This is a genomic window from Paenibacillus sp. J22R56 (genome assembly GCF_056269375.1).
Map to the genome: position 1 here is coordinate 1 of NZ_JBWDNV010000003.1, position 23,127 is coordinate 23,127.

21 protein-coding genes and 1 rRNA gene are annotated in these 23,127 nt (G+C 45.1%); 13 read left to right on the forward strand and 9 right to left on the reverse strand.

Translation table 11 applies throughout. The features are described from left to right. The 3 genes from AC0YNT_RS07950 to gyrA all read right to left on the reverse strand — a co-directional run. Positions 1 to 199 (reverse strand): 16S ribosomal RNA (locus AC0YNT_RS07950); the annotation flags it as partial. Positions 200 to 485: 286 nt separating this feature from the next. Further along, on the reverse strand, positions 486 to 1,553 hold the full coding sequence (locus AC0YNT_RS07955; protein ID WP_475804095.1) for an HD-GYP domain-containing protein: 1,068 nt from the start codon (positions 1,551 to 1,553) through the stop codon (positions 486 to 488). Between the two features lie 43 nt (positions 1,554 to 1,596). Further along, positions 1,597 to 4,104 (reverse strand): DNA gyrase subunit A, encoded by a 2,508-nt coding sequence (gene gyrA, locus AC0YNT_RS07960; protein WP_475804096.1) that lies wholly within the window; start codon positions 4,102 to 4,104, stop codon positions 1,597 to 1,599. A 295-nt stretch (positions 4,105 to 4,399) separates the two neighbouring features. Here gyrA and AC0YNT_RS07965 point away from each other — a divergent pair, with 295 nt between their 5' ends. Beyond that, positions 4,400 to 5,161 carry a YheC/YheD family protein gene (locus AC0YNT_RS07965; RefSeq protein ID WP_475804097.1) on the forward strand — a complete coding sequence of 254 codons (762 nt, stop codon included), beginning with the start codon at positions 4,400 to 4,402 and terminating at the stop codon, positions 5,159 to 5,161. A gap of 35 nt (positions 5,162 to 5,196) precedes the next feature. Here the strand turns inward: AC0YNT_RS07965 and gyrB are convergent, their stop codons facing one another. The 6 genes from gyrB to dnaA form a co-directional block, all read right to left on the reverse strand. Beyond that, positions 5,197 to 7,104: a DNA topoisomerase (ATP-hydrolyzing) subunit B gene (gyrB, locus tag AC0YNT_RS07970; protein ID WP_475804098.1), complete on the reverse strand. Its 1,908-nt coding sequence runs from the start codon at positions 7,102 to 7,104 to the stop codon at positions 5,197 to 5,199. 41 nt (positions 7,105 to 7,145) lie between these two features. After that, positions 7,146 to 7,397: an extracellular matrix regulator RemB gene (gene remB, locus AC0YNT_RS07975; protein ID WP_012772007.1), complete on the reverse strand. Its 252-nt coding sequence runs from the start codon at positions 7,395 to 7,397 to the stop codon at positions 7,146 to 7,148. 30 nt (positions 7,398 to 7,427) lie between these two features. Further along, complete coding sequence (gene recF, locus AC0YNT_RS07980) at positions 7,428 to 8,537, reverse strand: DNA replication/repair protein RecF (RefSeq protein ID WP_167281217.1); 1,110 nt, start codon at positions 8,535 to 8,537, stop codon at positions 7,428 to 7,430. 30 nt (positions 8,538 to 8,567) lie between these two features. Further along, a complete protein-coding gene (yaaA, locus tag AC0YNT_RS07985) occupies positions 8,568 to 8,783 on the reverse strand; it encodes a S4 domain-containing protein YaaA (protein ID WP_167281218.1) in 216 nt (71 codons plus the stop codon). A gap of 42 nt (positions 8,784 to 8,825) precedes the next feature. After that, the gene (dnaN, locus tag AC0YNT_RS07990) at positions 8,826 to 9,968 is read right to left on the reverse strand and encodes a DNA polymerase III subunit beta (RefSeq protein ID WP_167281219.1); all 1,143 of its coding nucleotides are present in this window, start codon (positions 9,966 to 9,968) and stop codon (positions 8,826 to 8,828) included. A 248-nt stretch (positions 9,969 to 10,216) separates the two neighbouring features. Beyond that, positions 10,217 to 11,569 carry a chromosomal replication initiator protein DnaA gene (gene dnaA / locus AC0YNT_RS07995; protein WP_167281220.1) on the reverse strand — a complete coding sequence of 451 codons (1,353 nt, stop codon included), beginning with the start codon at positions 11,567 to 11,569 and terminating at the stop codon, positions 10,217 to 10,219. 565 nt (positions 11,570 to 12,134) lie between these two features. Between dnaA and rpmH the strand changes: the two genes are divergently transcribed. The 12 genes from rpmH to AC0YNT_RS08055 all read left to right on the forward strand — a co-directional run bounded on the left by rpmH (position 12,135) and on the right by AC0YNT_RS08055 (position 23,127). Next, complete coding sequence (gene rpmH, locus AC0YNT_RS08000; protein WP_068681599.1) at positions 12,135 to 12,269, forward strand: 50S ribosomal protein L34; 135 nt, start codon at positions 12,135 to 12,137, stop codon at positions 12,267 to 12,269. A 127-nt stretch (positions 12,270 to 12,396) separates the two neighbouring features. Continuing rightward, entirely contained in the window at positions 12,397 to 12,750 is a 354-nt protein-coding gene (gene rnpA / locus AC0YNT_RS08005; protein ID WP_167281221.1) for a ribonuclease P protein component, read from the forward strand. A gap of 153 nt (positions 12,751 to 12,903) precedes the next feature. After that, positions 12,904 to 13,629 (forward strand): YidC/Oxa1 family membrane protein insertase, encoded by a 726-nt coding sequence (locus tag AC0YNT_RS08010; protein ID WP_167281672.1) that lies wholly within the window; start codon positions 12,904 to 12,906, stop codon positions 13,627 to 13,629. Further along, a complete protein-coding gene (jag, locus tag AC0YNT_RS08015; RefSeq protein ID WP_475804099.1) occupies positions 13,626 to 14,258 on the forward strand; it encodes an RNA-binding cell elongation regulator Jag/EloR in 633 nt (210 codons plus the stop codon). The genes AC0YNT_RS08010 and jag overlap by 4 nt, the downstream gene beginning before the upstream one ends. Positions 14,259 to 14,341: 83 nt before the next feature. After that, positions 14,342 to 15,721 carry a tRNA uridine-5-carboxymethylaminomethyl(34) synthesis GTPase MnmE gene (gene mnmE, locus AC0YNT_RS08020; RefSeq protein ID WP_475804100.1) on the forward strand — a complete coding sequence of 460 codons (1,380 nt, stop codon included), beginning with the start codon at positions 14,342 to 14,344 and terminating at the stop codon, positions 15,719 to 15,721. A gap of 21 nt (positions 15,722 to 15,742) precedes the next feature. After that, positions 15,743 to 17,632 carry a tRNA uridine-5-carboxymethylaminomethyl(34) synthesis enzyme MnmG gene (gene mnmG, locus AC0YNT_RS08025; RefSeq protein ID WP_475804101.1) on the forward strand — a complete coding sequence of 630 codons (1,890 nt, stop codon included), beginning with the start codon at positions 15,743 to 15,745 and terminating at the stop codon, positions 17,630 to 17,632. Next, positions 17,632 to 18,354: a 16S rRNA (guanine(527)-N(7))-methyltransferase RsmG gene (gene rsmG, locus AC0YNT_RS08030; protein ID WP_475804102.1), complete on the forward strand. Its 723-nt coding sequence runs from the start codon at positions 17,632 to 17,634 to the stop codon at positions 18,352 to 18,354. The genes mnmG and rsmG overlap by 1 nt, the downstream gene beginning before the upstream one ends. A 323-nt stretch (positions 18,355 to 18,677) precedes the next feature. Continuing rightward, positions 18,678 to 19,496 carry a nucleoid occlusion protein gene (gene noc / locus AC0YNT_RS08035; protein ID WP_167281226.1) on the forward strand — a complete coding sequence of 273 codons (819 nt, stop codon included), beginning with the start codon at positions 18,678 to 18,680 and terminating at the stop codon, positions 19,494 to 19,496. Positions 19,497 to 19,644: 148 nt separating this feature from the next. Beyond that, a complete protein-coding gene (locus AC0YNT_RS08040; protein ID WP_167281227.1) occupies positions 19,645 to 20,418 on the forward strand; it encodes a ParA family protein in 774 nt (257 codons plus the stop codon). Then, positions 20,399 to 21,256: a ParB/RepB/Spo0J family partition protein gene (locus AC0YNT_RS08045; RefSeq protein WP_475804103.1), complete on the forward strand. Its 858-nt coding sequence runs from the start codon at positions 20,399 to 20,401 to the stop codon at positions 21,254 to 21,256. The genes AC0YNT_RS08040 and AC0YNT_RS08045 overlap by 20 nt, the downstream gene beginning before the upstream one ends. Before the next feature lie 203 nt (positions 21,257 to 21,459). Continuing rightward, entirely contained in the window at positions 21,460 to 22,617 is a 1,158-nt protein-coding gene (locus AC0YNT_RS08050; protein ID WP_475804104.1) for an aminotransferase class V-fold PLP-dependent enzyme, read from the forward strand. Between the two features lie 27 nt (positions 22,618 to 22,644). Beyond that, positions 22,645 to 23,127 carry a DUF4446 family protein gene (locus AC0YNT_RS08055; RefSeq protein ID WP_475804105.1) on the forward strand — a complete coding sequence of 161 codons (483 nt, stop codon included), beginning with the start codon at positions 22,645 to 22,647 and terminating at the stop codon, positions 23,125 to 23,127.

A 23,127-nucleotide genomic window follows, 5' to 3' on the forward strand; every position in this document is an offset into this window, starting at 1 on the left:
CCGATTCGGCCATGCGACCAATTCGCGTATCCGGTATTAGCATTCGTTTCCGAATGTTATCCCAGTCTTATGGGCAGGTTACCCACGTGTTACTCACCCGTCCGCCGCTAACTTTACCCGAAGGCAAAGTCCGCTCGACTTGCATGTATTAGGCACGCCGCCAGCGTTCGTCCTGAGCCAGGATCAAACTCTCCATGAAATGGTGTTTGACTTGCTCAAACTTGTTTTTATCGCTTTTTCCGTTATTTCTAACGGGGCAGTTTTGCTCGTTGTTCAGTTTTCAAAGAACAATTCTTTTTCGTTTGTCGGCCGTTTGTTTCAGCGGCGACTTAGATAATATACCATGTCTGCCTAATGGATTGCAAGTACTTTTTTAAACTATTTTGCTAAAACATGATTATTATCTTTTACATCTCAAAATTACTCATTAAATCCTTAATAAACAATAAAAGATATCGCCCTAATGCAGGGCGATATCTTTTATGTTATCCCATTACTTCTTTTATATGCAGATGTCTATCTACCGTAAGGTTAATAATTGAACCATTAACCGATACCCATGGTCTAGTCGGATGAACAGAATCCGTAAACACAATCTCACCAACACGATCATCGCTAAGCTTCACGATATTGCCGTTATGGAACTGCGTTACCTTCTCAACAAACACCCTTACATATCCAGGTTCAAGCTTGCCGAAAGCATCGCTCTGAATCTGTTCCAGAACGAAATATGGGGAAGCTGCCTTACGGTAGTAACGATTAAGGGTCATCGCATGATAGATATCAGCAATGGCTACAATTTTGGCGTACGGGTGTATCTTGGTCGAATCGATTGCTAACGGATAACCGCTGCCGTCTATTCGCTCATGATGCTGAAGCGCTGATAATTTCACCCCTTCGTTTAAAGAGGCGATATTTTTCAGCAGCTGGTAACCAAGAACCGTGTGACGCTTCATTTCATCGTTCTCCGCCGTTGTTAAGGTTGAAGGCTTGGCCAGAATAGCCTGGTCAATCTTCACGTTCCCTATATCATGCAGCAAGCCGGCCAGCGCTATGGGCATCCAATCCTTACGAGGAAGACCACACCACTGGGCAATGCGATAGGAGGTCAGCGCAACCAGTACACTGTTATGCATCAAGTATTCACGTTCTACAAACTGTCTTGGTGTGAAGGTAAGTACCTGATACATATTCTCGTACTGCAGCATCTTCTCAAGCTGTGACCTCATATCCATAACCGGAATCGGAAGTCCCGATCTGATCTCATTGATAACCCGCTTCAGCAGAACAATCATTTGATCATATTCATCATGCAACGGAGTTGCAGATAAGCTAGGGACAACTGGATCCTGTTTGATATTCTCCTGCACTTTATCTGCCTGATTAGCCGGCATTTCAATCTTTACTTGTGGAACCAGAAATGCACGCATAATGTCTAACTCCCTAGGGGTGACCACTTTCCCCTTATGGAGCAGCACTCCGCCAAGCGGGGTGAGGACATCATCGCTGATTTTGTCGCCTAACTTCACTTGTGATAAAGCCACTGTTGCCACAACGGTCCCCTCCCGATGTATGCCTATCTTATGCGTTCAATAATTACTCTTCTGTGGGTTCGGAATCAGCTTCCGTTGTTCCTTCTTCGAATTCTTCGCCTTCTTCAAGGGAATCATCGCTATCTTCGTTGCGAGCTACACGGGTTACCGTAGATACCGTGTCATCTTCACGTGTATTAATCAATTTCACGCCTTGCGTATTACGGCCCATCGTCGAGATGCCTTCCATGCTCATCCGGATCAATGTGCCTAGGGCGGTCATAATCATCAGGTCCTCGTCATTCAGAACAACCTTCAAGCTAACAATCGGTCCATTCTTATCCGTAACGTTAAGGGTTTTAATCCCTTTACCGCCACGATTCTGGATTCGGTATTCACTCATTGGTGTCCGTTTGCCGTAACCTTTTGCTGTAACGATAAGTACGTCATTATCTGGAACAACAACGTCCATATCAATAACCACATCTTCATCATCCAGCTGAATGCCTTTTACGCCAGTAGCAGATCGGCCCATTGACCGTACATCCTGCTCGGAGAAGCGAATGGACATCCCTTGTGCTGTACCCATTACGATCTCTTGATTGCCGTCTGTCAGCTTCACGCCGATCAGTTCGTCATCCTCACGAATCGAAATCGCAATAAGCCCGACTTTACGAATATTTATATAATCGTCAAGCGGAGTCTTTTTCACAATACCTTGGCGTGTAGCAAAGAACAGGTATTGTTCTGAATCGAAGCCCTCTACAGGAATAACCGCGTTGATCGTCTCACCTTGCTCAATTTGAATCAGGTTAATGATCGGCGTCCCTCTAGCTGTCCGGCTAAGATCTGGAATCTCATAGGCCTTCAAGCGATATACTTTACCCTTATTCGAGAAGAACAGGAGGTAATGATGGGTATTCGATACAAATAGATGCTCGACAAAGTCATGCTCCTTCGTATCCATGCCCACTACGCCTTTACCGCCGCGCTTCTGACTGCGGTAAGTCGATACCGGCAGACGCTTGATATAACCGGTATGCGTAATAGAGATGATAACATCCTCACGCGGGATTAAATCCTCATCAAGGATCTCTTCATCGCTTACCGTAATCTCCGTGCGACGCTCGTCACCGAAACGCTCTTTGATCTCATTAAGCTCTTCACTAATGATGTTGAGCACAAGCTGCTCATCAGCAAGAATCGCTTTGTATTCAGCGATCTTCTTCATCAGTTCCTCATACTCAGCTTCGATCTTGTCGCGTTCGAGACCAGTCAGTCTTTGTAGACGCATATCGAGAATAGCTTGTGCTTGCTCATAGCTTAGAGCAAAACGCTCAATTAAGCCTTCACGGGCGATATCCGCCGTTTGTGATCCCCGGATAAGCGCGATAACCTCATCCAAATGATCAAGAGCAATACGCAAGCCTTCGAGGATATGAGCTCTAGCCTCTGCTTTTTTCAGGTCATACTCTGTACGACGGCGAATAACTTCGATCTGATGCTGCAGGTAGTAATAGAGCATTTCCCGCAAGTTCAGTGTCTTCGGCTCACCATTAACAAGCGCTAGCATGTTAATACCGAAATTCGATTGCATTTGCGTCTGCTTATACAGATTGTTGAGTACAACGCTTGGCGTCACATCACGGCGAAGCTCAATAACGATCCGCATGCCATTACGATCGGATTCATCACGAAGGTCAGTGATACCCTCGATCTTTTTCTCACGAACGAGTTCAGCGATCTTCTCAACCAGACGCGCTTTATTCACTTGGTATGGCAGCTCATAGACAATAATACGAGCTTTATTGCCGTTCTCTTCAATGTTAGCCCGCGCTCTCATCGTGACAGTGCCACGACCAGTCAGATAGGCATTACGAATTCCACTAAGCCCCATTACAATACCCGCTGTCGGGAAGTCAGGACCTTTTACATAATCAATCAGCTCAAGCGGCGTAATTTCTGGATTTTGAATCAGTGCTTGAATGCCGTCGATTACTTCGTTCAAGTTATGCGGAGGAATGTTTGTAGCCATACCTACCGCAATACCTGTTACCCCGTTTACGAGCAGGTTCGGGAAACGCGACGGCAGAACCGCCGGTTCTTTTTCCTCACCATCATAGTTCGGAATAAAATTAACTGTATCTTTATTTAAGTCGCGAAGCATTTCCATGGCGATCTTGGACAAACGCGCTTCGGTATACCGCATCGCCGCCGCCATATCTCCGTCAACTGAGCCGAAGTTGCCATGCCCGTCAATAAGCATGTATCGCATCGAGAAATCTTGTGCCATCCGTACCATCGCTTCATATACCGACGAGTCGCCGTGCGGATGATACTTGCCGATAACTTCACCTACGATCCTCGCAGACTTCTTATACGGCTTGTCCGAGGACATGCCTAGCTCCGACATTGCATATAAAATACGACGATGCACCGGTTTAAGACCGTCCCTTACATCGGGCAGTGCGCGGCTCACGATAATACTCATCGCATAGTCCATAAAAGAATCGCGCATTTCTATACCGATGTCACGGTCTTTAATTTGCGAATGCTGTTGTTCTTCCGCCATGTTTTACCTCCCTGACGTCATTGATCTGCCTAACTCATCATTCATGATAACCATTATATTACTTTCACAAAAAAGGCGCGGCTAAACACCTTTTCTACGTTTCAACGATAAAACAGACAAATTGCCTACAAAAAACGAAAAAAATAGGCAAATAACCGTTTTCTTTCGTTCCAGAGCCGCCATAAAATAAACAGACCCAAATTACATTATACCACTCATTCCAATCTCTGTCTTCTTCTTGATTGTGCATTCATCCATCATTCGAACAGGGTCCATCCGGAAAGGAGCAACCACTTTGTCTAGCCAGTGTGTATACAGCAAGTGGGAGAAAACAAATGTCCTTCTTCATTCAGCGGCTCTCCGTGAATATATTCCTGCGACCAAGCTCTTTGGCCATGAGAATCTTCTGCAGATGTTAACGGAATATGGCATGGTATATGTGAAGCCAGTAAACGGAACTTTCGGCAAGGGAGTCATGCGTGTAGAAAAGCTGAGGTCGCCAAGCAAAGGCTACAAATATCAATTGAATACCACCATTAGAACTTTTCCTACCTTCGAGCTGCTGCACCAAAGCCTGGTAAAAAAAATTAATGGCAGACGATATCTGGTCCAACGAGGGATCGATCTGCTTCGCCATAAAAAACGACGCTTCGATATCCGCGTCATGATACAACGAAATGACAACAACCATTGGGAAGCTACCGGTATTATCGGCCGGCTTGCCCATCCTGCTAAAATTGTGACCAACTATCATAATGGCGGAACTCCAATGTCCTTCGACCGTCTAATGTCTACTCATCAATCGCCTACGCAAAAAATGGTGTATGCCATCCGTCTTAAGCAGATCAGTCTTGATATCGCCAAGGAGCTGGAGAAGCATTATCCGGGCATCAAGGAACTCGGCATCGACATTGCCATAGACCAGCAGATGCGCCCTTGGATCCTTGAGGTTAATACCAAACCTGACGCCTTTATATTCCGTAAGCTCGAAGATAAAACCATATTCCGTAAAATCTATCAGTATGCTGTATCTTACGGGCGATATAAAAAGAAATAGCCGCCCATATGGACGGCTATCTTTATATTATTTTGCTAGACATCCAAGTTCTTAACGTCTTTCGCAAACTGATGAATGAAATCACGGCGTGGTTCAACGTTATCGCCCATCAGCGTATCGAAGATAATATCCGCTTCAATGGCATCATCGATCGATACCTGAAGCATTGTTCTGCTCTCCGGATCCATCGTTGTTTCCCACAGTTGCGTTGCATTCATCTCGCCTAGACCTTTATAACGTTGTACATTCACTTTCACACCTTCTCCGAACTCAGCGATAATATCATCGCGTTCCTTCTCGGATTGTGCGTAGCGAATCACTTTGTTACGTTCGATCTTAAACAGCGGCGGTTGTGCAATATAGATATAACCCGCCTCAAGAATCTTCCGCATGTACCGGAAGAAGAACGTCAGCATCAGTGTCCGAATATGGGCACCATCAACGTCGGCATCCGTCATAATAATGACTTTGTGGTAACGTGCCTTCGCCAAATCGAAGTCGTCACCAATACCCGTACCAAGCGCTGTAATGATCGCACGAATCTCGGCATTACCAAGAATACGGTCGAGCCTTGCACGTTCAACGTTCAGAATTTTACCACGAAGCGGTAAAATCGCCTGGAAGTGACGGTCACGGCCTTGTTTCGCTGATCCACCCGCTGAGTCGCCTTCGACGATGTACAATTCACTAATGGATGCATCCTTCGAAGAGCAGTCAGCCAGTTTACCTGGCAAGGAGCTTACTTCCAGTGCGCTCTTACGTCTTGTAAGTTCGCGTGCTTTACGTGCCGCTTCGCGGGCTCTAGCCGCTTGCAGGCCTTTCTCCACGATTTTACGGGAGACAGACGGATTCTCATCCAGGAACTCCTGCAGCTTCTCAGCGAAGAACGATTCGACAATACCGCGCACTTCGCTGTTGCCAAGCTTCGTTTTTGTTTGTCCCTCAAACTGCGGTTCAGGAATCTTCACCGAAATGATCGCTGTTAAACCTTCACGTACATCATCGCCGGAGAAATTGGAGTCATTATCTTTAATCAAATTCGTCTTGCGGGCATAATCATTGATAATCCGCGTCAACGCGCTCTTGAAGCCGGATTCATGCGTACCGCCCTCATGTGTATTGATATTATTCGCGAAGGAATGAATATTCTCCGTGTAGCCGTCATTATATTGCAAAGACACTTCGACCTGAATATGATCTTTCGAGCCTTCAACATAAATCGGATCTTCGTGCATAACTTCTTTGTTGCGGTTCAAGTGTCTCACGAACTCGATAATACCGCCATCGTACTTAAACGTATTCGAAGCGCCAGTACGCTCATCCATCAATTCGATCTCAAGGCCTTTATTCAAAAACGCAAGCTCGCGGATCCGCGATTGGAGCGTCTCATATTCGTAAACTGTGGTATCGGTAAAAATCTCAGGGTCCGGCTTGAATCTAACCGTCGTACCGGTCTCGTCCGATTCACCAATAATCTTGACGTCATACTGCGGTGCACCACGGCGGTATTCTTGTTGATAGACATTACCATGAAGCTTAACCGTAACCGTTACATGCTCTGACAACGCATTAACGACGGATACACCTACCCCGTGCAATCCGCCAGATACTTTATAGCCCTCGCCGCCAAATTTACCGCCTGCATGCAGGACAGTCATAACGACTTCAAGAGTTGATTTCTTAAGCTTTGCGTTCTCCCCGACCGGGATACCACGACCGTTATCGATTACGGTAATACTATTGTCCTCATGGACAATGACTTGAATCTTCGTACAGTAACCGGCCAGCGCCTCATCGATACTATTATCGACAACCTCCCATACGAGATGGTGAAGGCCTTTACCGCTAGTAGAACCGATATACATCCCAGGACGTTTGCGAACTGCTTCCAAACCTTCGAGGACCTGTATCTGACTCTCATCGTACGTATTCTGCTGATTCAACTGCTCACTGCTCCTCTCATACCTGTTCGCCTTGGCTGCTTCTAGCCGTTCGCCGCAAAATGATGGGCCCGTTTCTTCAAAGTAGAGGATGAAATCGGCGAATAATAGATTTTCTGCTTGGTCACAACAATCGACTTGGGCTCTTCCTCACCAATTGTCTCTACATCCTTGCGCTTGCGGGCTCCTGCTACAAACTGCTTGGATAGCTTAGAGGATTGCTCTATCGATATATCAAAAATGGCTACCAACTCAGCAGCCCGAATAATTTTCTCGCCGCCCAAATGGATATACATGTCCTCCGCCTCCCGTATATACGCTGGTGATCAGCGCGTCACTCGGCCTTCCCGCACATCGTAGATACCGGCGTCTTGGAGCTTGCTCACATTTACGCTCTCGAGTCCGGTCGTTGTAATAAACGTCTGAACTTTGCTTTGAAATGTCTCAATAAGCTGTGTCTGACGATTCTGGTCGAGCTCAGACAACACATCATCAAGCAGTAATAACGGGTATTCCCCGATCTCCTCGCAGATTAGCTCAATTTCGGCAAGCTTAAGTGACAGCGCCGTTGTGCGCTGCTGACCCTGCGAGCCGTATACGGCCGCTTCTTTGCCATTGATAAAGAACGCCATGTCGTCGCGATGCGGTCCAACAAGCGACATTCCTCTGCGAATCTCCTGATCTTTCACCTGTGATAACTTTAACATAAATTGCTCAAATAAAACAGTTTCATCTTCGGAGGCACCGCCGTCAAAGGATGGGCGGTACTCTATGGTGAGGTGCTCGCCACCCGCCGTTATACCGGAATGGATCTGCTCCGCCCACCGTTGTAATTTATGTATAAAGTGTTTCCTTTTTTTCATAATTTTAACACCATGCTCAGCAAGCTGCATATTCCATATATCAAGCATGGCTAGCTGCGAGCTGCCGGGAGTGGTCGTCTTTAGAAAATTGTTCCGCTGTGCCAGCACTTTTGTGTACTGCGTCAACGTATGCAAATAACCGGGCTGTACTTGTCCGATTTCCATATCGAGAAACCGTCTTCGTATGCCCGGCGTTCCTTTTACAATCTCAAGATCCTCAGGTGCGAACATGACGACGTTAAGTGAGCCAATAAAATCACTCAGCTTACGCTGCTCTAAACCGTTAATCTTTGCTTTTTTCCCTTGCGTCGAATACATCAAGTCGAGTTTAACCATCCCATACCGCTTCTCCACCTCTCCGTGGATCCGAGCAGAATCGGCTTCCCAGCCGATCAGCTCTTTATCCTTGGATGTACGGTGTGATTTGGTGAGGGCGAGGGCGAAAATCGCCTCAAGCAAATTTGTCTTCCCCTGCGCATTTGGCCCGACAAACAAATTCACTTGATTATCTGTCTTAAGCTCAAGTTCTTTGTAGTTGCGATAATTGTGCAATTGAATGCTATTTAAAAACACGTTTGTTTGTCCTCCCGGCCTGGTATGGGCTTAAGCCCCGGTTACCGTAAAGACGCCGCAGCCCTCTACTTCAACACGGTCACCGACGTACAGTTTTCTGCCGCGACGGTTATCCACATCTCCGTTTATATGAACCTCGTTTTCCTGCAAGAAAAATTTTGCGTGTCCACCTGTGGATATACAATCCGCCAGCTTTAAAAACTGTCCAAGCGTAATATATTCCGTACGAATAGCAACTTCCTTCATCGCAAGTTCACCTTCCTTTCACCTTATCTTACCCATGTAGCCTTAATTCGTTGTTCGATAAGGCAGGATGACATACGTGTTGTATGAATGATCCGTCGGACGAATAACAATAGGGCTCATTGCCCCGGTAAAGCCGATAAAAATCTGTTCGCTGTCAATGACTTTAAGCACATCAAGCATATATTTGGAGTTGAAGGCGATCCGCAGCGGCTCACCATCGAATTGTTTGGCATCAAGCTGCTCCGTTACGCGGCCCACTTCAGTGGAGCTGGATGAAATCTCAATGACGCCATTATCAAGAGTCGTCAGACGAACGATGTTGGTCTTCTCTTCTCTCGACATCAGGTACGCACGGTCAATTGCATCCGTCAAATTTTTTGTATCGAGTACAAGTTCTGTTTTGAACATGCTCGGAATAATTTTAGAAGTATCCGGATAAGTCCCGTCTAATATGCGTGTATAGAAGAGGACGTTGCCGATCTTGAACAATACCTGGTTGTCTGCAACCACAATATCAACGAGGCCGTGCTGATCCGGGACCAGCTTAGACAGCTCGACTAACGTTTTGGCAGCAATAACGACATTATTAAACCGGTACTCCATAGCTGTCTCAGCTTGAGCGACACGGCTTGCCAAGCGGTGGCGGTCGGTCGCCACAAATTTCAGCTGCTTATCTTGGAGACTCCAAAGTACACCTGTCAGAATTGGCGTCTGCTCATTCACGGATGCTGCAAGTACAGTCTGACGAATCATCGCCTTCAGCAGATCACCAGGCATTTGGAACAGCTCGTTTTGCTCAATAGAAGGTAGAACCGGGAATTCCTCAGGATCCAGTCCTACCATTTGGATATCTGTTGAACCGGAACGAATAAGGGTTTGGAAATGAGCACCTACTTCAATTTCAACATTGTCAGAAGGAAGTTTCTTAACGATCTCGACAAAGAATTTGGCGGGGAGAACGACATTACCCGGCTTATCCACATGTGCAATCACGAGATTATCTCGTTCTACAGGGATAAAGCTTTGAATAGATATATCGGTATCACTAGCCGTTAAGGTAACCCCTTGATGGGTAACTTCAATCTTGATGCCGCCTAGAATCGGGATTGTCGGACGGGAAGAAGCCGCTTTTGCAACCTGTTGGATGGCTTCGTTCAGTTCATGTTTGGAAATTGAAAGTTTCATGGTTTCACTCCTAAGTCCGTTTCGGATCGATGTTTTGTGGTTTAAAAAATGGGTTGAAAATCGGCGGAGCCGTAATGGGCGTTTTCGCCCTATTTTGATGATGTTTTATTTAAAAATATTAGTAGTCGTAGTAGTAGGCGGCCTGAATATGTGGATAACCGTCTAAAACACGGATAAAGCAAGCCTATCCACATGTGTATAGCTTGTGCATAGGCTTGCTTGGTTGTTCATATAGAAGTGAATAACTTTTACGTGTGATTTTTGATCTTTTCGGTCAGGTTTTGCAAAATCTTGTACAAGTCCTGATCTACCTTCAGCTGCTGCGATATTTTCTCGTGTGCATGGATGACGGTAGTATGATCACGACCGCCAAATGCTTCACCAATCTTCGGAAGTGAATAATCAGTTAGTTCACGAGAAAGATACATTGCAATTTGACGAGGATAAGCGACAGCTTTGGTCCGTTTACGCGCTTTGAATTCCTCAAGACGCAAACCGTAGAATTCGCCAACCTTTTGCTGAATATCGTTCATGGTGATCATCTTCGGGCGGCTGGAAGGAATAATATCCTTTAATGCCTCAGCAGCCAGATGAGATGTAATATCCTGATTAATAAGCGAAGAATAAGCAACTACACGGATTAAAGCACCTTCCAGCTCCCGAATATTCGTATCAATCTGGTTAGCAATGTAGACCATCGCTTCATTCGGAATATCAAGGTTCTCCGCTTTCGCCTTTTTACGCAAAATGGCGATCCTCGTCTCCAGATCTGGCGCTTGAATGTCCGTAATTAGTCCCCACTCGAACCGCGAACGTAGTCTTTCTTCTAAAGTCGGGATCTCTTTTGGCGTACGGTCACTGGAAATAACGATTTGCTTCCGCTCTTCATGCAGCGCATTAAAGGTATGGAAGAACTCCTCTTGCGTCCCGTCTTTACCCGCCAAAAACTGAATATCGTCAATGAGAAGCACGTCAATATTGCGATATTTGTTCCGGAAGCTCTCGCCACGGTTATCGCGGATTGCATTAATGAACTCGTTCGTAAACTTCTCAGATGAGATATACATAATCTTCGTGCTTGGATTGTGATCCATAATGTAGTGGCCGATCGCATGCATTAAATGCGTCTTGCCAAGACCTACACCGCCATATAAAAAGAGCGGATTGTACGCTTTAGCCGGTGCTTCTGCAACAGCAAGCGAAGCAGCATGAGCAAACCGGTTATTGGCGCCGATGACGAAGGTATCAAACGTATATTTCGGGTTGAGCATATGATTGAATGTCTCTTCATGAACGATTGGTGCTTCGACTGATCTTGGCTGCACAGCGGGCACGGGCTCGGCTGTTTTGGCCTCTTCAATTGAAAATCGGACATCGACCTGTCTGCCGAGAAACTCAAACAAGGTATTACGAATTAATTTGGTATATCGGCCTTCCAGCCATTCAGCCGCAAATGTTGTCGGCGCCGTCACTTCCAGCAAAGAATCATTCACGAAGGAAGCCTTGGTCGCTTTAAACCAGGTATCGAAACTGGGTTTGCTTAGTTTCGTCTGAATGATTGACAACACTTGCTGCCATAAATCATAGGTATGGCTGTCCACAGACGTCACTCCTTATCAAAAATCGCCAAAACGGCGCAATTAAGCCAAATCATGTCGAATGAATGGTGTTTATTACGAATACATCCACAATATGAAGAATAAAGGGAACATGAGTTATGAATAGGGGATGAGTTTGTTCACAATGTTATCCACAGGTTGTTGATAAGAGTAGCTGATCGATGAGGTATACACACCGAAAACATAATAATCATAGCAAAAGATCCCTTGTATTTCAACGAATTGTGAGATTTTATCCACAAATTCAATAGCTTGTGCATAAAAGTTATAGACACCACTACATATTGTTAATATCTTGTTACCATTTCGACAAAGTTCGTGCAAAGTCCCGAGAAATTATGCACATGTTATTAGTTTTCCGACAAAGTACTGTATTCCATTCATTTATCCACAATATTTGGGTAAGCTCGTTTTTAATTGACTTTTTGGACCCAGCATGGTTTAATAAAAAAAGCGTGTTTCAAAAAAACAGTCGTTTACAAAGAATAAGCAGATCGATAATATGCGATACTGTTTCAGTATTTGATATACGGGAGGTGCAGTTCAGATGAGACCTACATTTAAACCGAATGTAAGCAAACGAGCAAAAGTACATGGCTTCCGCAAACGGATGAGCTCGAAAAACGGACGTAAAGTTTTGGCAGCGCGTCGTCAAAAAGGCAGAAAAGTTCTTAGCGCATAAGCAAAAGACCACGTCGGGTGGTCTTTTTTTTTGCCCTGCGGGCGATACTGATAGGTAAAGGATCGGTTCCGCGGGGCAAATCATACATAGAGGTTTATTAAATGAAGAAAGAACGGTGAACCTGGTCGTGCAAAGAAAACTGCGTCTGCGTAACCGCGCTGACTTCAATCGGATCTATCGTTATGGCAAATCATTCGCGAATGGGCAGTTTGTTGTGTATTGGTCGAGGCAGCCAGTTGCGGAACCATTCAGGTTAGGCGTGTCCGCCAGTAAGAAAATCGGCAATGCTGTTGTGCGTAATCGGATGAGACGCGTTATTAAGGAAATTATCCGTTTGAACGGAGCGAAAATCGTCCCGAACATCGATTTTATATTAATAGTAAGAAAACCTGCGGTTGAGATGGAGACGAAGCAGCTGGAGAAGAGCATTATGCACGTACTTAGGAAGGCTGGTTTGCTGAAGAAAGAAGCTCGTTTTTAGCAAAAGTGGCCAGCATTGCCAACTTGTTTCTTTGTCCTATTATTTATGGTATAGTTTAGACAATAATGCTTAGTTTGGAGTGTTCAGAGAGGAGATTTCACGTTGGTTTTAAGAAAAAACCGCAAGTGGCTGCTCGTACTGGGTCTGGTGCTGATGGTAGCATTGCTCTCCGGATGCGGTCAGCAGATCAATAACACGACGAGTACGGCTGATCTACAGCACGGCAACTTCTGGGAGAAAAACGTTGTTTATTATTTTTCCCTGACGCTGGATACATTTGCTGACTGGTTCCACGGTTCATATGGACTAGCTATCCTGCTCATTACGGTTATTGTAAGAACAGCAATTTTGCCGTTAACGCTGAAGCAGTATCGCAGCTCGAAGGCGATGCAAGCAATTCAGCCGCAAATGGCCGAAATCAAGAAGAAACATAAAGACAACCCGCAGAAACAGCAGGAAGAAACGATGAAGCTGTTCCAAGCAAACAAAGTCAATCCAATGGCTGGATGCTTGCCGCTTATCGTACAAATGCCTGTGTTTATGGCACTTTATAACTCGATTTACCGAAATCCTGAGGTTCGTACGCATGAATTCCTCGGATTGCAGCTTGGTGAGCCAGGACCATGGTACTTCCTGCCGCTAATTGCAGCAGCAACTACATTCGTTCAATCGAAGATGATGCAGAAGCAGCAAACACAAGCGATGCCAGGTATGGGTGCGATGCTTATGATCTTCCCAGTTCTGATCTTCGTTATGGCGCTGAACTTCCCATCGGCTCTTCCGTTGTACTGGATTTTCAGTAATATTTACACGATAGTTCAAAACTACTTCCTGTACGTTCGTTCATCCAACAAGGGTAAGGAGGCCCTCGCGAAATGAAGAAAATTCTAGCATCAGGGAAAACGATTGATGATGCTGTACAGAGCGGTTTGACACAATTAAATGTAACCAAGGATCGCGTCAAAGTGCTTGTGATGGAGCAGCCTTCCAAAGGGCTGTTCGGACTCATTGGCGTAAAAGCAGCAAAGGTTGAGCTGGAGCTCATCCCGGATCCAACAATTGAAGCAGAGCAATTTCTTCGTGATGTAGCAGAGGCAATGGGGTTAACTGTTGCCATCGAGCGGAAACAAACGAGAGATGCGACTTATCTGTCCGTATCGGGCGGTGGGGACATCGGCATGCTGATTGGCCGGCGCGGACAAACGCTTGACGCGCTGCAGTATTTGGTTAACATAGTGGCAAATCGATACTCGGACAGCCATCTTCGGATCGTACTTGATGCAGAAGATTTTCGCGAGCGTCGCCGCAAGACGCTGGAGGAATTATCGGAACGCCTTGCCGGCAGGGTTATACGTACAAAGAAAGAGATTGTGCTGGAGCCGATGTCGTCGCATGAACGCAAAGTGATTCATTCCCAGCTTCAGAATCACCCAAGGGTGAAAACATATAGCAAAGGCGATGAGCCGAATCGGCGTGTTGTCATTGCTTTGAAGGAAAAGCAGATGTAAAGTTAGATCTATAGATTTATGAATTCGCAGCAATGGCTCCCGTGGTCATTGCTGTTTTTCCATTTGAGAGGTGCTGACAGCTAATGGTGCACGATACTATTGCGGCGATTTCAACGGCAGTTGGAGAAGGCGGCATTGCGATTATTCGTGTCAGTGGTCCCGATGCAATTGAAGGGACTGGCCGGATTTTTCGTTCACGGACCGATCTAACGGATGCGGCAACGCATACTGTTCATTACGGTCATATTATAAATCCCAAGACTGGGGAGCAAGTTGAGGAAGTTATCGTTACGGTGATGCGTGGACCACGTTCATTCACAGCGGAGGATGTTGTTGAGATTAATGCCCATGGCGGCGTAGTTGCTGTTAAGAAGGTTCTCGATCAAGTGCTGCTGCAGGATGGATTCAGAATTGCAGAGCCAGGTGAGTTTACCAAGAGAGCATTTCTAAATGGTCGGATTGATTTGATGCAGGCAGAAGCGGTCATCGACCTCATTCGCTCGAAGTCGGATCGTGCGTTCTCGGTAGCCCGCAAACAGGCAGAAGGAACATTGTCGAAGCGGATTAAAGCACTCCGCCAGACGGTGATTGAGCTGCTCGCACATATCGAAGTAAATATCGACTATCCTGAACATGATGTTGAGGATCTGACAAGTGCGTATATTCGTGAACAGAGCGGATCTGCACTTGAGGAGATTGCTAAGCTGTTAAAAACGGCGAACGAAGGAAAGATATTACGTGAGGGTATTATGACGGCAATTGTCGGACGCCCGAATGTAGGGAAGTCTTCACTGCTTAATATGCTGGCGCAAGAAAATAAAGCGATTGTAACAGATATTCCAGGTACAACCCGTGATGTCATCGAGGAATATGTCACCTTAAATCATATTCCGCTTAGGCTGCTTGATACAGCGGGTATCCGCGAAACAAGTGATATTGTTGAAAAAATCGGAGTGGAACGGTCGCATAACGCGCTCGAAGAAGCGGATCTAATTTTGTTTGTGCTTAATAACAATGAAAGTTTGCATGAGGATGACCGGACGCTGCTTGAGAAGGTGAAGGATCGCCAGCTTATTCTCGTTATTAATAAATCGGATTTGGATTCAAAGCTGAATATGGCTGAGATTGAAGAGCTTGTTAGCGAGGAAAGAATCGTACGTATGTCGGTTCTTGAAGAAGAAGGACTCGACCATCTAGAGAGAGCGATCAGTAAATTGTTTTTCGAAGGGCAGCTTGATTCTGGAGATTTGACATATGTCAGCAATGTTCGGCATATTTCTCTGCTGAAGAGAGCACAGCAATCACTGCTTGATGCGATAGAAGCGTCGAATGTTGGCATCCCAATTGATCTAATTCAGATCGACGTGCGTGATGCTTGGGAGTCGCTTGGTGAGATTTTGGGCGATGAGGTTGGCGATTCATTAATAGATCAAATTTTCTCGCAGTTCTGTTTAGGGAAGTAAAGTGAATTGGAGGGTAATAAAGTGACATATGAAGCTGGGCAATATGAAGTCATTGTCATAGGAGCGGGTCATGCTGGTTGTGAATCGGCACTTGCTTCTGCGAGAATGGGCTGCGAGACGCTGCTGCTTACGATCAATCTGGATATGGTGGCGTTTATGCCATGTAATCCATCGATCGGGGGACCTGCGAAAGGGCATGTTGTGCGTGAGATTGATGCACTAGGCGGCGAGATGGGGCGCAATATCGATAAAACGTTTATCCAAATGCGGATGCTGAATACGGGTAAAGGTCCTGCCGTTCATGCGTTGCGTGCGCAAGCCGATAAGTTCTCTTATCAGCACACAATGAAGAAGACCATCGAGGAGACTGACCATCTAACACTTCGACAAGGGATGGCAGAGGATCTGATCGTAGAAGATGGAAAAGTAGTGGGGATTGTTACAAAAACGGGTGCCATCTATCGAGCTAAATCGGTTGTTATTACAACCGGTACCTACTTGCGCGGCAAAATTATTATGGGTGAATTGATGTATGAGAGTGGTCCAAATAATCAGCAGCCTTCGGTGAAGCTTTCGGCTAGTCTGAAGGAGCTGGGTTTTAAATTGGCTCGCTTCAAGACGGGTACACCGCCGCGTGTGCATAAGGATACGATCGATTTTAGCAAAACAGAAATTCAACCTGGTGATGATAAACCGAAGTTTTTCTCATATGAGACAGAGTCATCCGATAATGAGCAGCTACCTTGCTGGCTGACTTATACGTCGGAAGCTACCCATAAAATTATTAACGACAACCTGCACCGTGCGCCAATGTTCTCAGGAGCCATTGAAGGTACGGGTCCCCGTTATTGTCCTTCTATTGAAGATAAAATTGTTCGTTTCGCTGATAAGCCGAAGCATCAAATTTTCTTAGAGCCAGAAGGCAAGCATACTTCTGAGTATTATGTACAAGGCCTCTCAACAAGTATGCCAGAAGATGTACAGCTTGGGATTTTACGTTCTATTCCAGGTTTGGAAAAAGTTGAGATGATGCGTAATGGTTACGCGATTGAATATGATGCAGTTGTTCCAACACAGCTTTGGCCATCCCTGGAGACAAAGTTGGTCGACGGGTTATTCACAGCTGGACAAATCAACGGAACTTCGGGTTATGAAGAGGCTGCAGGTCAGGGTATTATTGCAGGTATCAATGCGGCGCGTAAAGTACAAGGTAAAGAACCGGTTATCATTGATCGTTCGCAAGGTTATATCGGAGTTATGATTGATGACCTTGTAACAAAAGGAACAAATGATCCATACCGTTTGCTTACGTCACGTGCAGAATATCGTTTGCTGCTCCGTCATGATAATGCTGATCTTCGGTTGACTCCAACTGGTTATGAGATCGGACTGATTTCGGAAGAGCGTTACCAAGCCTTCCTTAATAAGAAAGATCTTGTTGCGCAGGAGATTGAACGTCTTAGCACAACAAAGATTCGTCCTGAAGTGGCGTTGCCAATGCTGGAGGCAGCTGGTTCCGCACCTATCGCATTTAGCATGGATGCTTTGTCCCTGCTTCGACGTCCTGAACTGACACATGCGATGATTGAAACCATTGCACCTTCCGATCTTCCTCTGACAGAGGAAATGAAGGAGCAGGCGGAAATTCAAATTAAATACGCTGGTTACATTGAAAAACAATTGCACCAAGTAGAGCGAATGAACAAGATGGAGAAAAAGAAAATTCCGGATGACATCGTATATAGCGAAGTACATGGCTTGGCATCTGAGGCCAAACAAAAATTGGCCGATATTCGTCCATTGTCGATCGGGCAAGCTTCACGGATTGCAGGTGTAACTCCAGCTGACATTTCCATTCTGCTCGTATATTTGGAACACTATAACCGTGTGACGGCAGCGAGAGGATCCTAATGACAGATACGCATATATGGTTTGAAAAGCTGATGGGGGAGAATGGGATAACTTTATCCCCTAAGCAGCTTGAGCAGTTTGATACGTATCACCGCGTGCTAGTAGAGTGGAATGAACGGATGAACTTAACGGGGATTACAGAACGGGATGCCGTTTTTGAGAAGCATTTCTACGATTCGATTTCGCTTTCGTTCTTCGTGAATATGAAGGACGTTCGGAAAATTGCTGATATCGGTTCAGGAGCAGGATTTCCAAGTATCCCGTTAAAAATCTGCTTCCCACATCTGAAGGTCGTAATTATAGATTCGTTAAATAAACGGATTCAATTTTTGAATCAACTGGTTACGGATCTTGGACTAGAAGATGTACACTGTGTTCACGGTCGTGCAGAAGATATCGCAAGAATGCCGGAATATCGAGATGCCTTCGATCTCGTTACAGCAAGAGCAGTTGCACGTCTTAATGTGTTGAATGAGTTTTGTTTACCGTTTACCCGTAGGTATGGTTTATTCGCTGCAATGAAAGGTTCGCAAAGTGTAGAAGAGGTTAAGGAAGCGGGAGTAAGCCTTCGAGAGCTAAGAGGGAAGGTTCGTGCAGAGCATGCATTCAAGCTTCCTTTCGAGCAATCGGAGCGACATATCGTCCTGATTGAGAAGACGGATTCTACGCCTAAAAAATATCCGCGTAAAGCGGGAACGCCACTTAAACAACCACTTGTTTAAATCATTATAAACCTCCGTATGTTTCACGTGAAACATACGGAGGTTTATTTGTGTACATTGGAAATTATAAAAAGATCAAGCAGGAAATTGTCTATTTGAAGTCGAAATATTAGAATTATAGATGAGACCCGGCACAAGTGATAAAAGGGTATGAGTGGGGTATCACGATTAGTCTATTAAACGAGGTTGTCTGGAATAGGGAATAAAGATAAAATGGTAGTAACGGTAATAAAACCAATTACCGTTGATGCATAGTAGCACATCTTGGAAACCAACCCGTTTTACGGCAACTGGTTTCTTAATCGGGTGGTAGAGTAGATAATATGAAAGAATCATTTTCCCGTTTGTTCGGTCTGAGTGATCAGCGGAGCGGTCAAGAAGAGGTTCGGCAAATTCCTATTCAAGATATTGATACGAGTCCGTTCCAACCAAGAACAATCTTCGATGATGAACGTATCGATGAGTTGTGCCAAACGATTAAAACGCATGGTATTATTCAGCCAATTGTCGTTCGCGCCAGAAATGGCAGATATGAGATTATAGCAGGGGAGCGTCGCTGGCGTGCGGTTACGAAGCTTGGTTTCGAAACTATTCCAGCTATTATTCGCGAATTTAATGATTCGCAGACGGCGTCCATTGCTCTGATCGAGAATCTTCAGCGTGAGAATTTGACAGCTATTGAGGAAGCGATTGCCTATCAGAAGCTGATTGAGCTTCATGAGTTGACGCAGGAAAGTCTAGCTCAGCGTTTAGGTAAAAGCCAATCCACAATTGCGAATAAGCTGCGTTTGCTCGGGTTAAACGAAACGGTTAAGAATGCGCTTGCTGGTCGAAAAATATCAGAGCGTCATGCTAGAGCACTATTGTCGCTGGATACGGAAGAACTGCAGAACCAGGTGCTGGAAGAGATCATTACGAAGGAATTAAACGTCAAACAGACGGAGAATCGTATTGCCTCGCTGAAGGAAGAACCTAAACCAAAGCAAACCAAACGTTTTGCTATGCCGAAAAATACTCGACTGGCCTTTAACACTATTCGCCAAGCTGTACAGATGGTTTCGAGCACGGGAATGGAAATTAAGGCAGACGAAAAAGATCTTGGCGATTTCTATGAAATTACTATTCATATACCGAAAAGTTAGCTTTGCGTAATCATTTATGATGAACGTAATAGTACTTCTCTGGGCCGTCCTCTATGAGGGCGGCAAAACCGTTTATACCGATACGTTTCACCGTTAGCGTAATCGTCATCATGGGAATAAAAGTTTGGAGACATAGAGGTGAACAAGTTTGTCTAAGATTATTGCAATAGCCAACCAAAAGGGCGGTGTTGGTAAAACAACAACGTCTGTTAACTTAGGGGCATGTCTTGCAACACTCGGTAAACGAGTACTGTTGGTTGATATAGATCCTCAGGGCAACACGACAAGTGGTATTGGTATTAACAAAGCAGATGTAAACAATTGTATTTACGATATTCTGATTAATGATGTCCATCCAAAAGATGCGATGTTTGAAACGAAGATCGAAGGTCTCAAAATCATTCCGGCTACGATTCAATTAGCGGGTGCGGAGATTGAGATGGTACCAACGATCTCGCGGGAGCTCCGTTTGAAGAAGGCATTGCACTTGGTGAAGGATCAATTTGATTACGTTCTAATTGATTGTCCGCCATCACTTGGTCTGTTGACGATTAATTCATTGACTGCAGCTGATTCGGTTATCATTCCTATACAATGCGAATATTACGCGCTGGAAGGTTTAAGCCAGCTCTTAAATACAGTTAGACTCGTTCAAAAACATCTTAATACTTCCCTTCAAATTGAAGGTGTTCTATTAACGATGCTTGATGCTCGGACGAATCTTGGTATTCAAGTTATCGAAGAAGTTAAGAAGTATTTCCAACAAAAGGTATACCAAACGATCATTCCTCGTAATGTTCGTTTGAGTGAGGCCCCATCACATGGTGAGGCTATTATTACGTATGACCCAAGATCTAAAGGTGCTGAAGTATATCTTGAACTTGCTAAGGAAGTGATCATGTATGAGCAAGCGGCTAGGTAGAGGACTTGATGCGCTTATTCCATCGCTTTCGGTAAGCGAAAACGATAAAGTTATTGAGATTCAATTGACGCAATTACGTCCTAACCCGTATCAACCACGTAAGACCTTTGATGATGATTCCATTAGGGAATTAGCAGAATCAATTAAACAACATGGCGTCATTCAGCCGATTATCGTTCGCACCGTATTAAAAGGCTATGAGATTATTGCAGGGGAAAGACGTTTCCGTGCTTCTCAGCTTTGCGGTAATCCTACGGTTCCAGCAGTTGTTCGATCTTTCTCCGATCAACAGGTTATGGAGATTGCTTTAATTGAGAACCTGCAGCGCGAGGATTTAAATGCAATTGAAACAGCAATGGCTTATCAAGGCTTGATGGATAAGTTCAAGCTAACTCAGGAAGAGCTATCCATGAAGGTTGGTAAATCGCGTTCGCATATTGCCAACTTCCTGCGTCTTCTCGCTTTGCCGACAGAGATCAAAGACAATGTTTCACGTGGAACAATATCGATGGGGCATGCAAGAGCATTGGTCGGTATTAAGGATGCAGTTGTCCAAAAGGAAATGGCCGATCGGACCGTCAGTCTGGGATGGAGTGTTCGTGATCTTGAGGAAGCGATTCAGAAGCTTGAAGTAAAAGAGGCTGCGGAAGCGACAAAAGCAAAAGCTAAATCGAAGAAGCGTGACCCTTATATTGAAAGTCTGGAAGAGTCTTTGAGAGATCGCTTCAAAACAACTGTTAAAATTAAACAGCAAAAAGAAAAAGGGAAAATCGAGCTGCAATATTACAACAAACAAGATCTGGAACGGCTTCTCGAGATTCTCCAGAATATGGCTTAATAGATGTATAAATCTAGCATACCAAAGTTGTAATCTTTGAAACGAAAGATTAAACTAAGGTATGCTATTGTTATGTCTTAAGGTGCCTTTATTTTGCAGCTTAGAACGTTTTAATCTGGAACAACCTAAGCAGATCTATAACAGGAGAAACTATCAATTTTTGGATTTGGAAATAGGGAAGTAGAGGAAGGAGGAGATGGGTAATGGAAGGGATTATTTACTTGGATCACGCAGCGACCTCTTGGCCTAAACCACCAAGCGTACTCGAAGCGATGCAGTATGCGATGCTTCACGAAGCTGCAAATCCAGGACGTGGCAGCCACCGGATGGCAGTCCAAGCCAGCCGTGTATTGTTTGATACAAGGAAGCAGTTGAGTAAATTGTTTCGGATTAAAAACCCAAATGATATAGCATTTACGTCAAATACGACTGCAGCACTGAATATGGCGATAAAAGGCTGGGTCAAAACCGGTGATCATGTTATTGCAACTTCAGTTGAACATAATTCGGTGAGACGGCCACTTGAGTATTTGAAGCATGCGCTAGGTATCCATGTAACCTATGTTGAGTCTGATGAAGAAGGACATGTTGAAGTCGATCGAATTGCAGAAGCCATAACTGCACAAACTTCATTAATTATTGTTACTCACAGCTCAAATCTTCTCGGTACGATCACGCCAGTTGCAAAGATTGGTGAACTTGCGAGAAGCAGAGGGGTTAAGCTGTTGGTTGATGCTGCTCAGAGCGCTGGTATATTGGATATTGATGTTGAGGCAATGGGCATCGATATGCTGGCATTCCCAGGGCATAAAGGTCTGCTTGGTCCACAAGGCACAGGAGGCTTGTACATCCATCCTAACTTAGATCTTGTGCCACAGTTGCATGGTGGGACGGGGAGTCAATCTGAGGCTCCTGAGCAGCCTAACGTACGTCCAGACAGGTATGAGGCGGGAACGCAAAATACACCCGGCCTAGCGGGGCTGAAGGCGGGTGTTCAATATATCCTGCATGAGACGGTACACAACATCCATACTAAGGAATGGGCGTTAACCCAACGACTCATGGAAGGGCTTTTGCCGATTAATGGAGTTAGAATTCTTGGGCCGAAATTAGGCGAAGAGAGAACGGGAATCGTCGCATTTGTTGTTGAAGGAATCGATCCGTCCGAGATGTCTTTCATTCTCGACCAGCATTATCAAATCGCGGTGCGGGCAGGTTTCCACTGCTCACCTCTGGCCCATGCCTGCGCAGGAACGACAGGAACAGGCGCAGTAAGAGCGAGTGTAGGTTGTTTTACAACAGAGCAAGAAGCGGATGCCCTTGTTACAGCAGTGAAAGAAATACGGAAGCAATACTCTTAGCATAATTTTCTGGGGGCGGAAGTTCGAATGGATGAGTGGACAAATAACCCGATGAATGGGGTTACGGTTGTACTGGCATTGTTGGTCATCGTGTTATTTATTAGAGTTTCAATGGTTAGCAGAAGAATGAAGAAGCTTAGAAAGCAGTATGTGGAAGTGATGGGCAACACAGGAATCACGAATTTAGAGGACGTTATTATCGATCTGAAGCAGTCAATTACAGCACAAGAGCTGCAAAGCGAAAAATTGCAAAAACAGCTGGAACAAGTGAAAGATTTGCAGCAACAGGAAAAGGGACGTGTAGGTGTACTTCGCTACAATGCATTCTCAGATCAGGGTAGTGATCTAAGCTTCTCAATTGCAGTCGTGAATGCATCGCAGGATGGGGTTGTGATCTCGGGCTTGCATAGCAGGGACAACACGTATGTGTATGCCAAGCCAATAAATAAAGGTGAATCGAACTATACGCTTACACCAGAAGAGCGCAAGGCGATTGCCGAAGCAAAATAG

Coding starts and splice junctions, on each gene's coding strand:
- AC0YNT_RS08010 (WP_167281672.1), top strand. CDS start 12,904: ATGGTAGCATTGCTCTCCGGATGCGGTCAGCAGATCAATAACACGACG.
- yaaA (WP_167281218.1), bottom strand. CDS start 8,783: ATGAAGGAAGTTGCTATTCGTACGGAATATATTACGCTTGGACAGTTT.
- AC0YNT_RS08045 (WP_475804103.1), top strand. CDS start 20,399: ATGAGCAAGCGGCTAGGTAGAGGACTTGATGCGCTTATTCCATCGCTT.
- remB (WP_012772007.1), bottom strand. CDS start 7,397: ATGTATATCCATTTGGGCGGCGAGAAAATTATTCGGGCTGCTGAGTTG.
- rpmH (WP_068681599.1), top strand. CDS start 12,135: ATGAGACCTACATTTAAACCGAATGTAAGCAAACGAGCAAAAGTACAT.
- rsmG (WP_475804102.1), top strand. CDS start 17,632: ATGACAGATACGCATATATGGTTTGAAAAGCTGATGGGGGAGAATGGG.
- gyrA (WP_475804096.1), bottom strand. CDS start 4,104: ATGGCGGAAGAACAACAGCATTCGCAAATTAAAGACCGTGACATCGGT.
- mnmE (WP_475804100.1), top strand. CDS start 14,342: ATGGTGCACGATACTATTGCGGCGATTTCAACGGCAGTTGGAGAAGGC.
- jag (WP_475804099.1), top strand. CDS start 13,626: ATGAAGAAAATTCTAGCATCAGGGAAAACGATTGATGATGCTGTACAG.
- AC0YNT_RS08055 (WP_475804105.1), top strand. CDS start 22,645: ATGGATGAGTGGACAAATAACCCGATGAATGGGGTTACGGTTGTACTG.
- noc (WP_167281226.1), top strand. CDS start 18,678: ATGAAAGAATCATTTTCCCGTTTGTTCGGTCTGAGTGATCAGCGGAGC.
- AC0YNT_RS08050 (WP_475804104.1), top strand. CDS start 21,460: ATGGAAGGGATTATTTACTTGGATCACGCAGCGACCTCTTGGCCTAAA.
- dnaN (WP_167281219.1), bottom strand. CDS start 9,968: ATGAAACTTTCAATTTCCAAACATGAACTGAACGAAGCCATCCAACAG.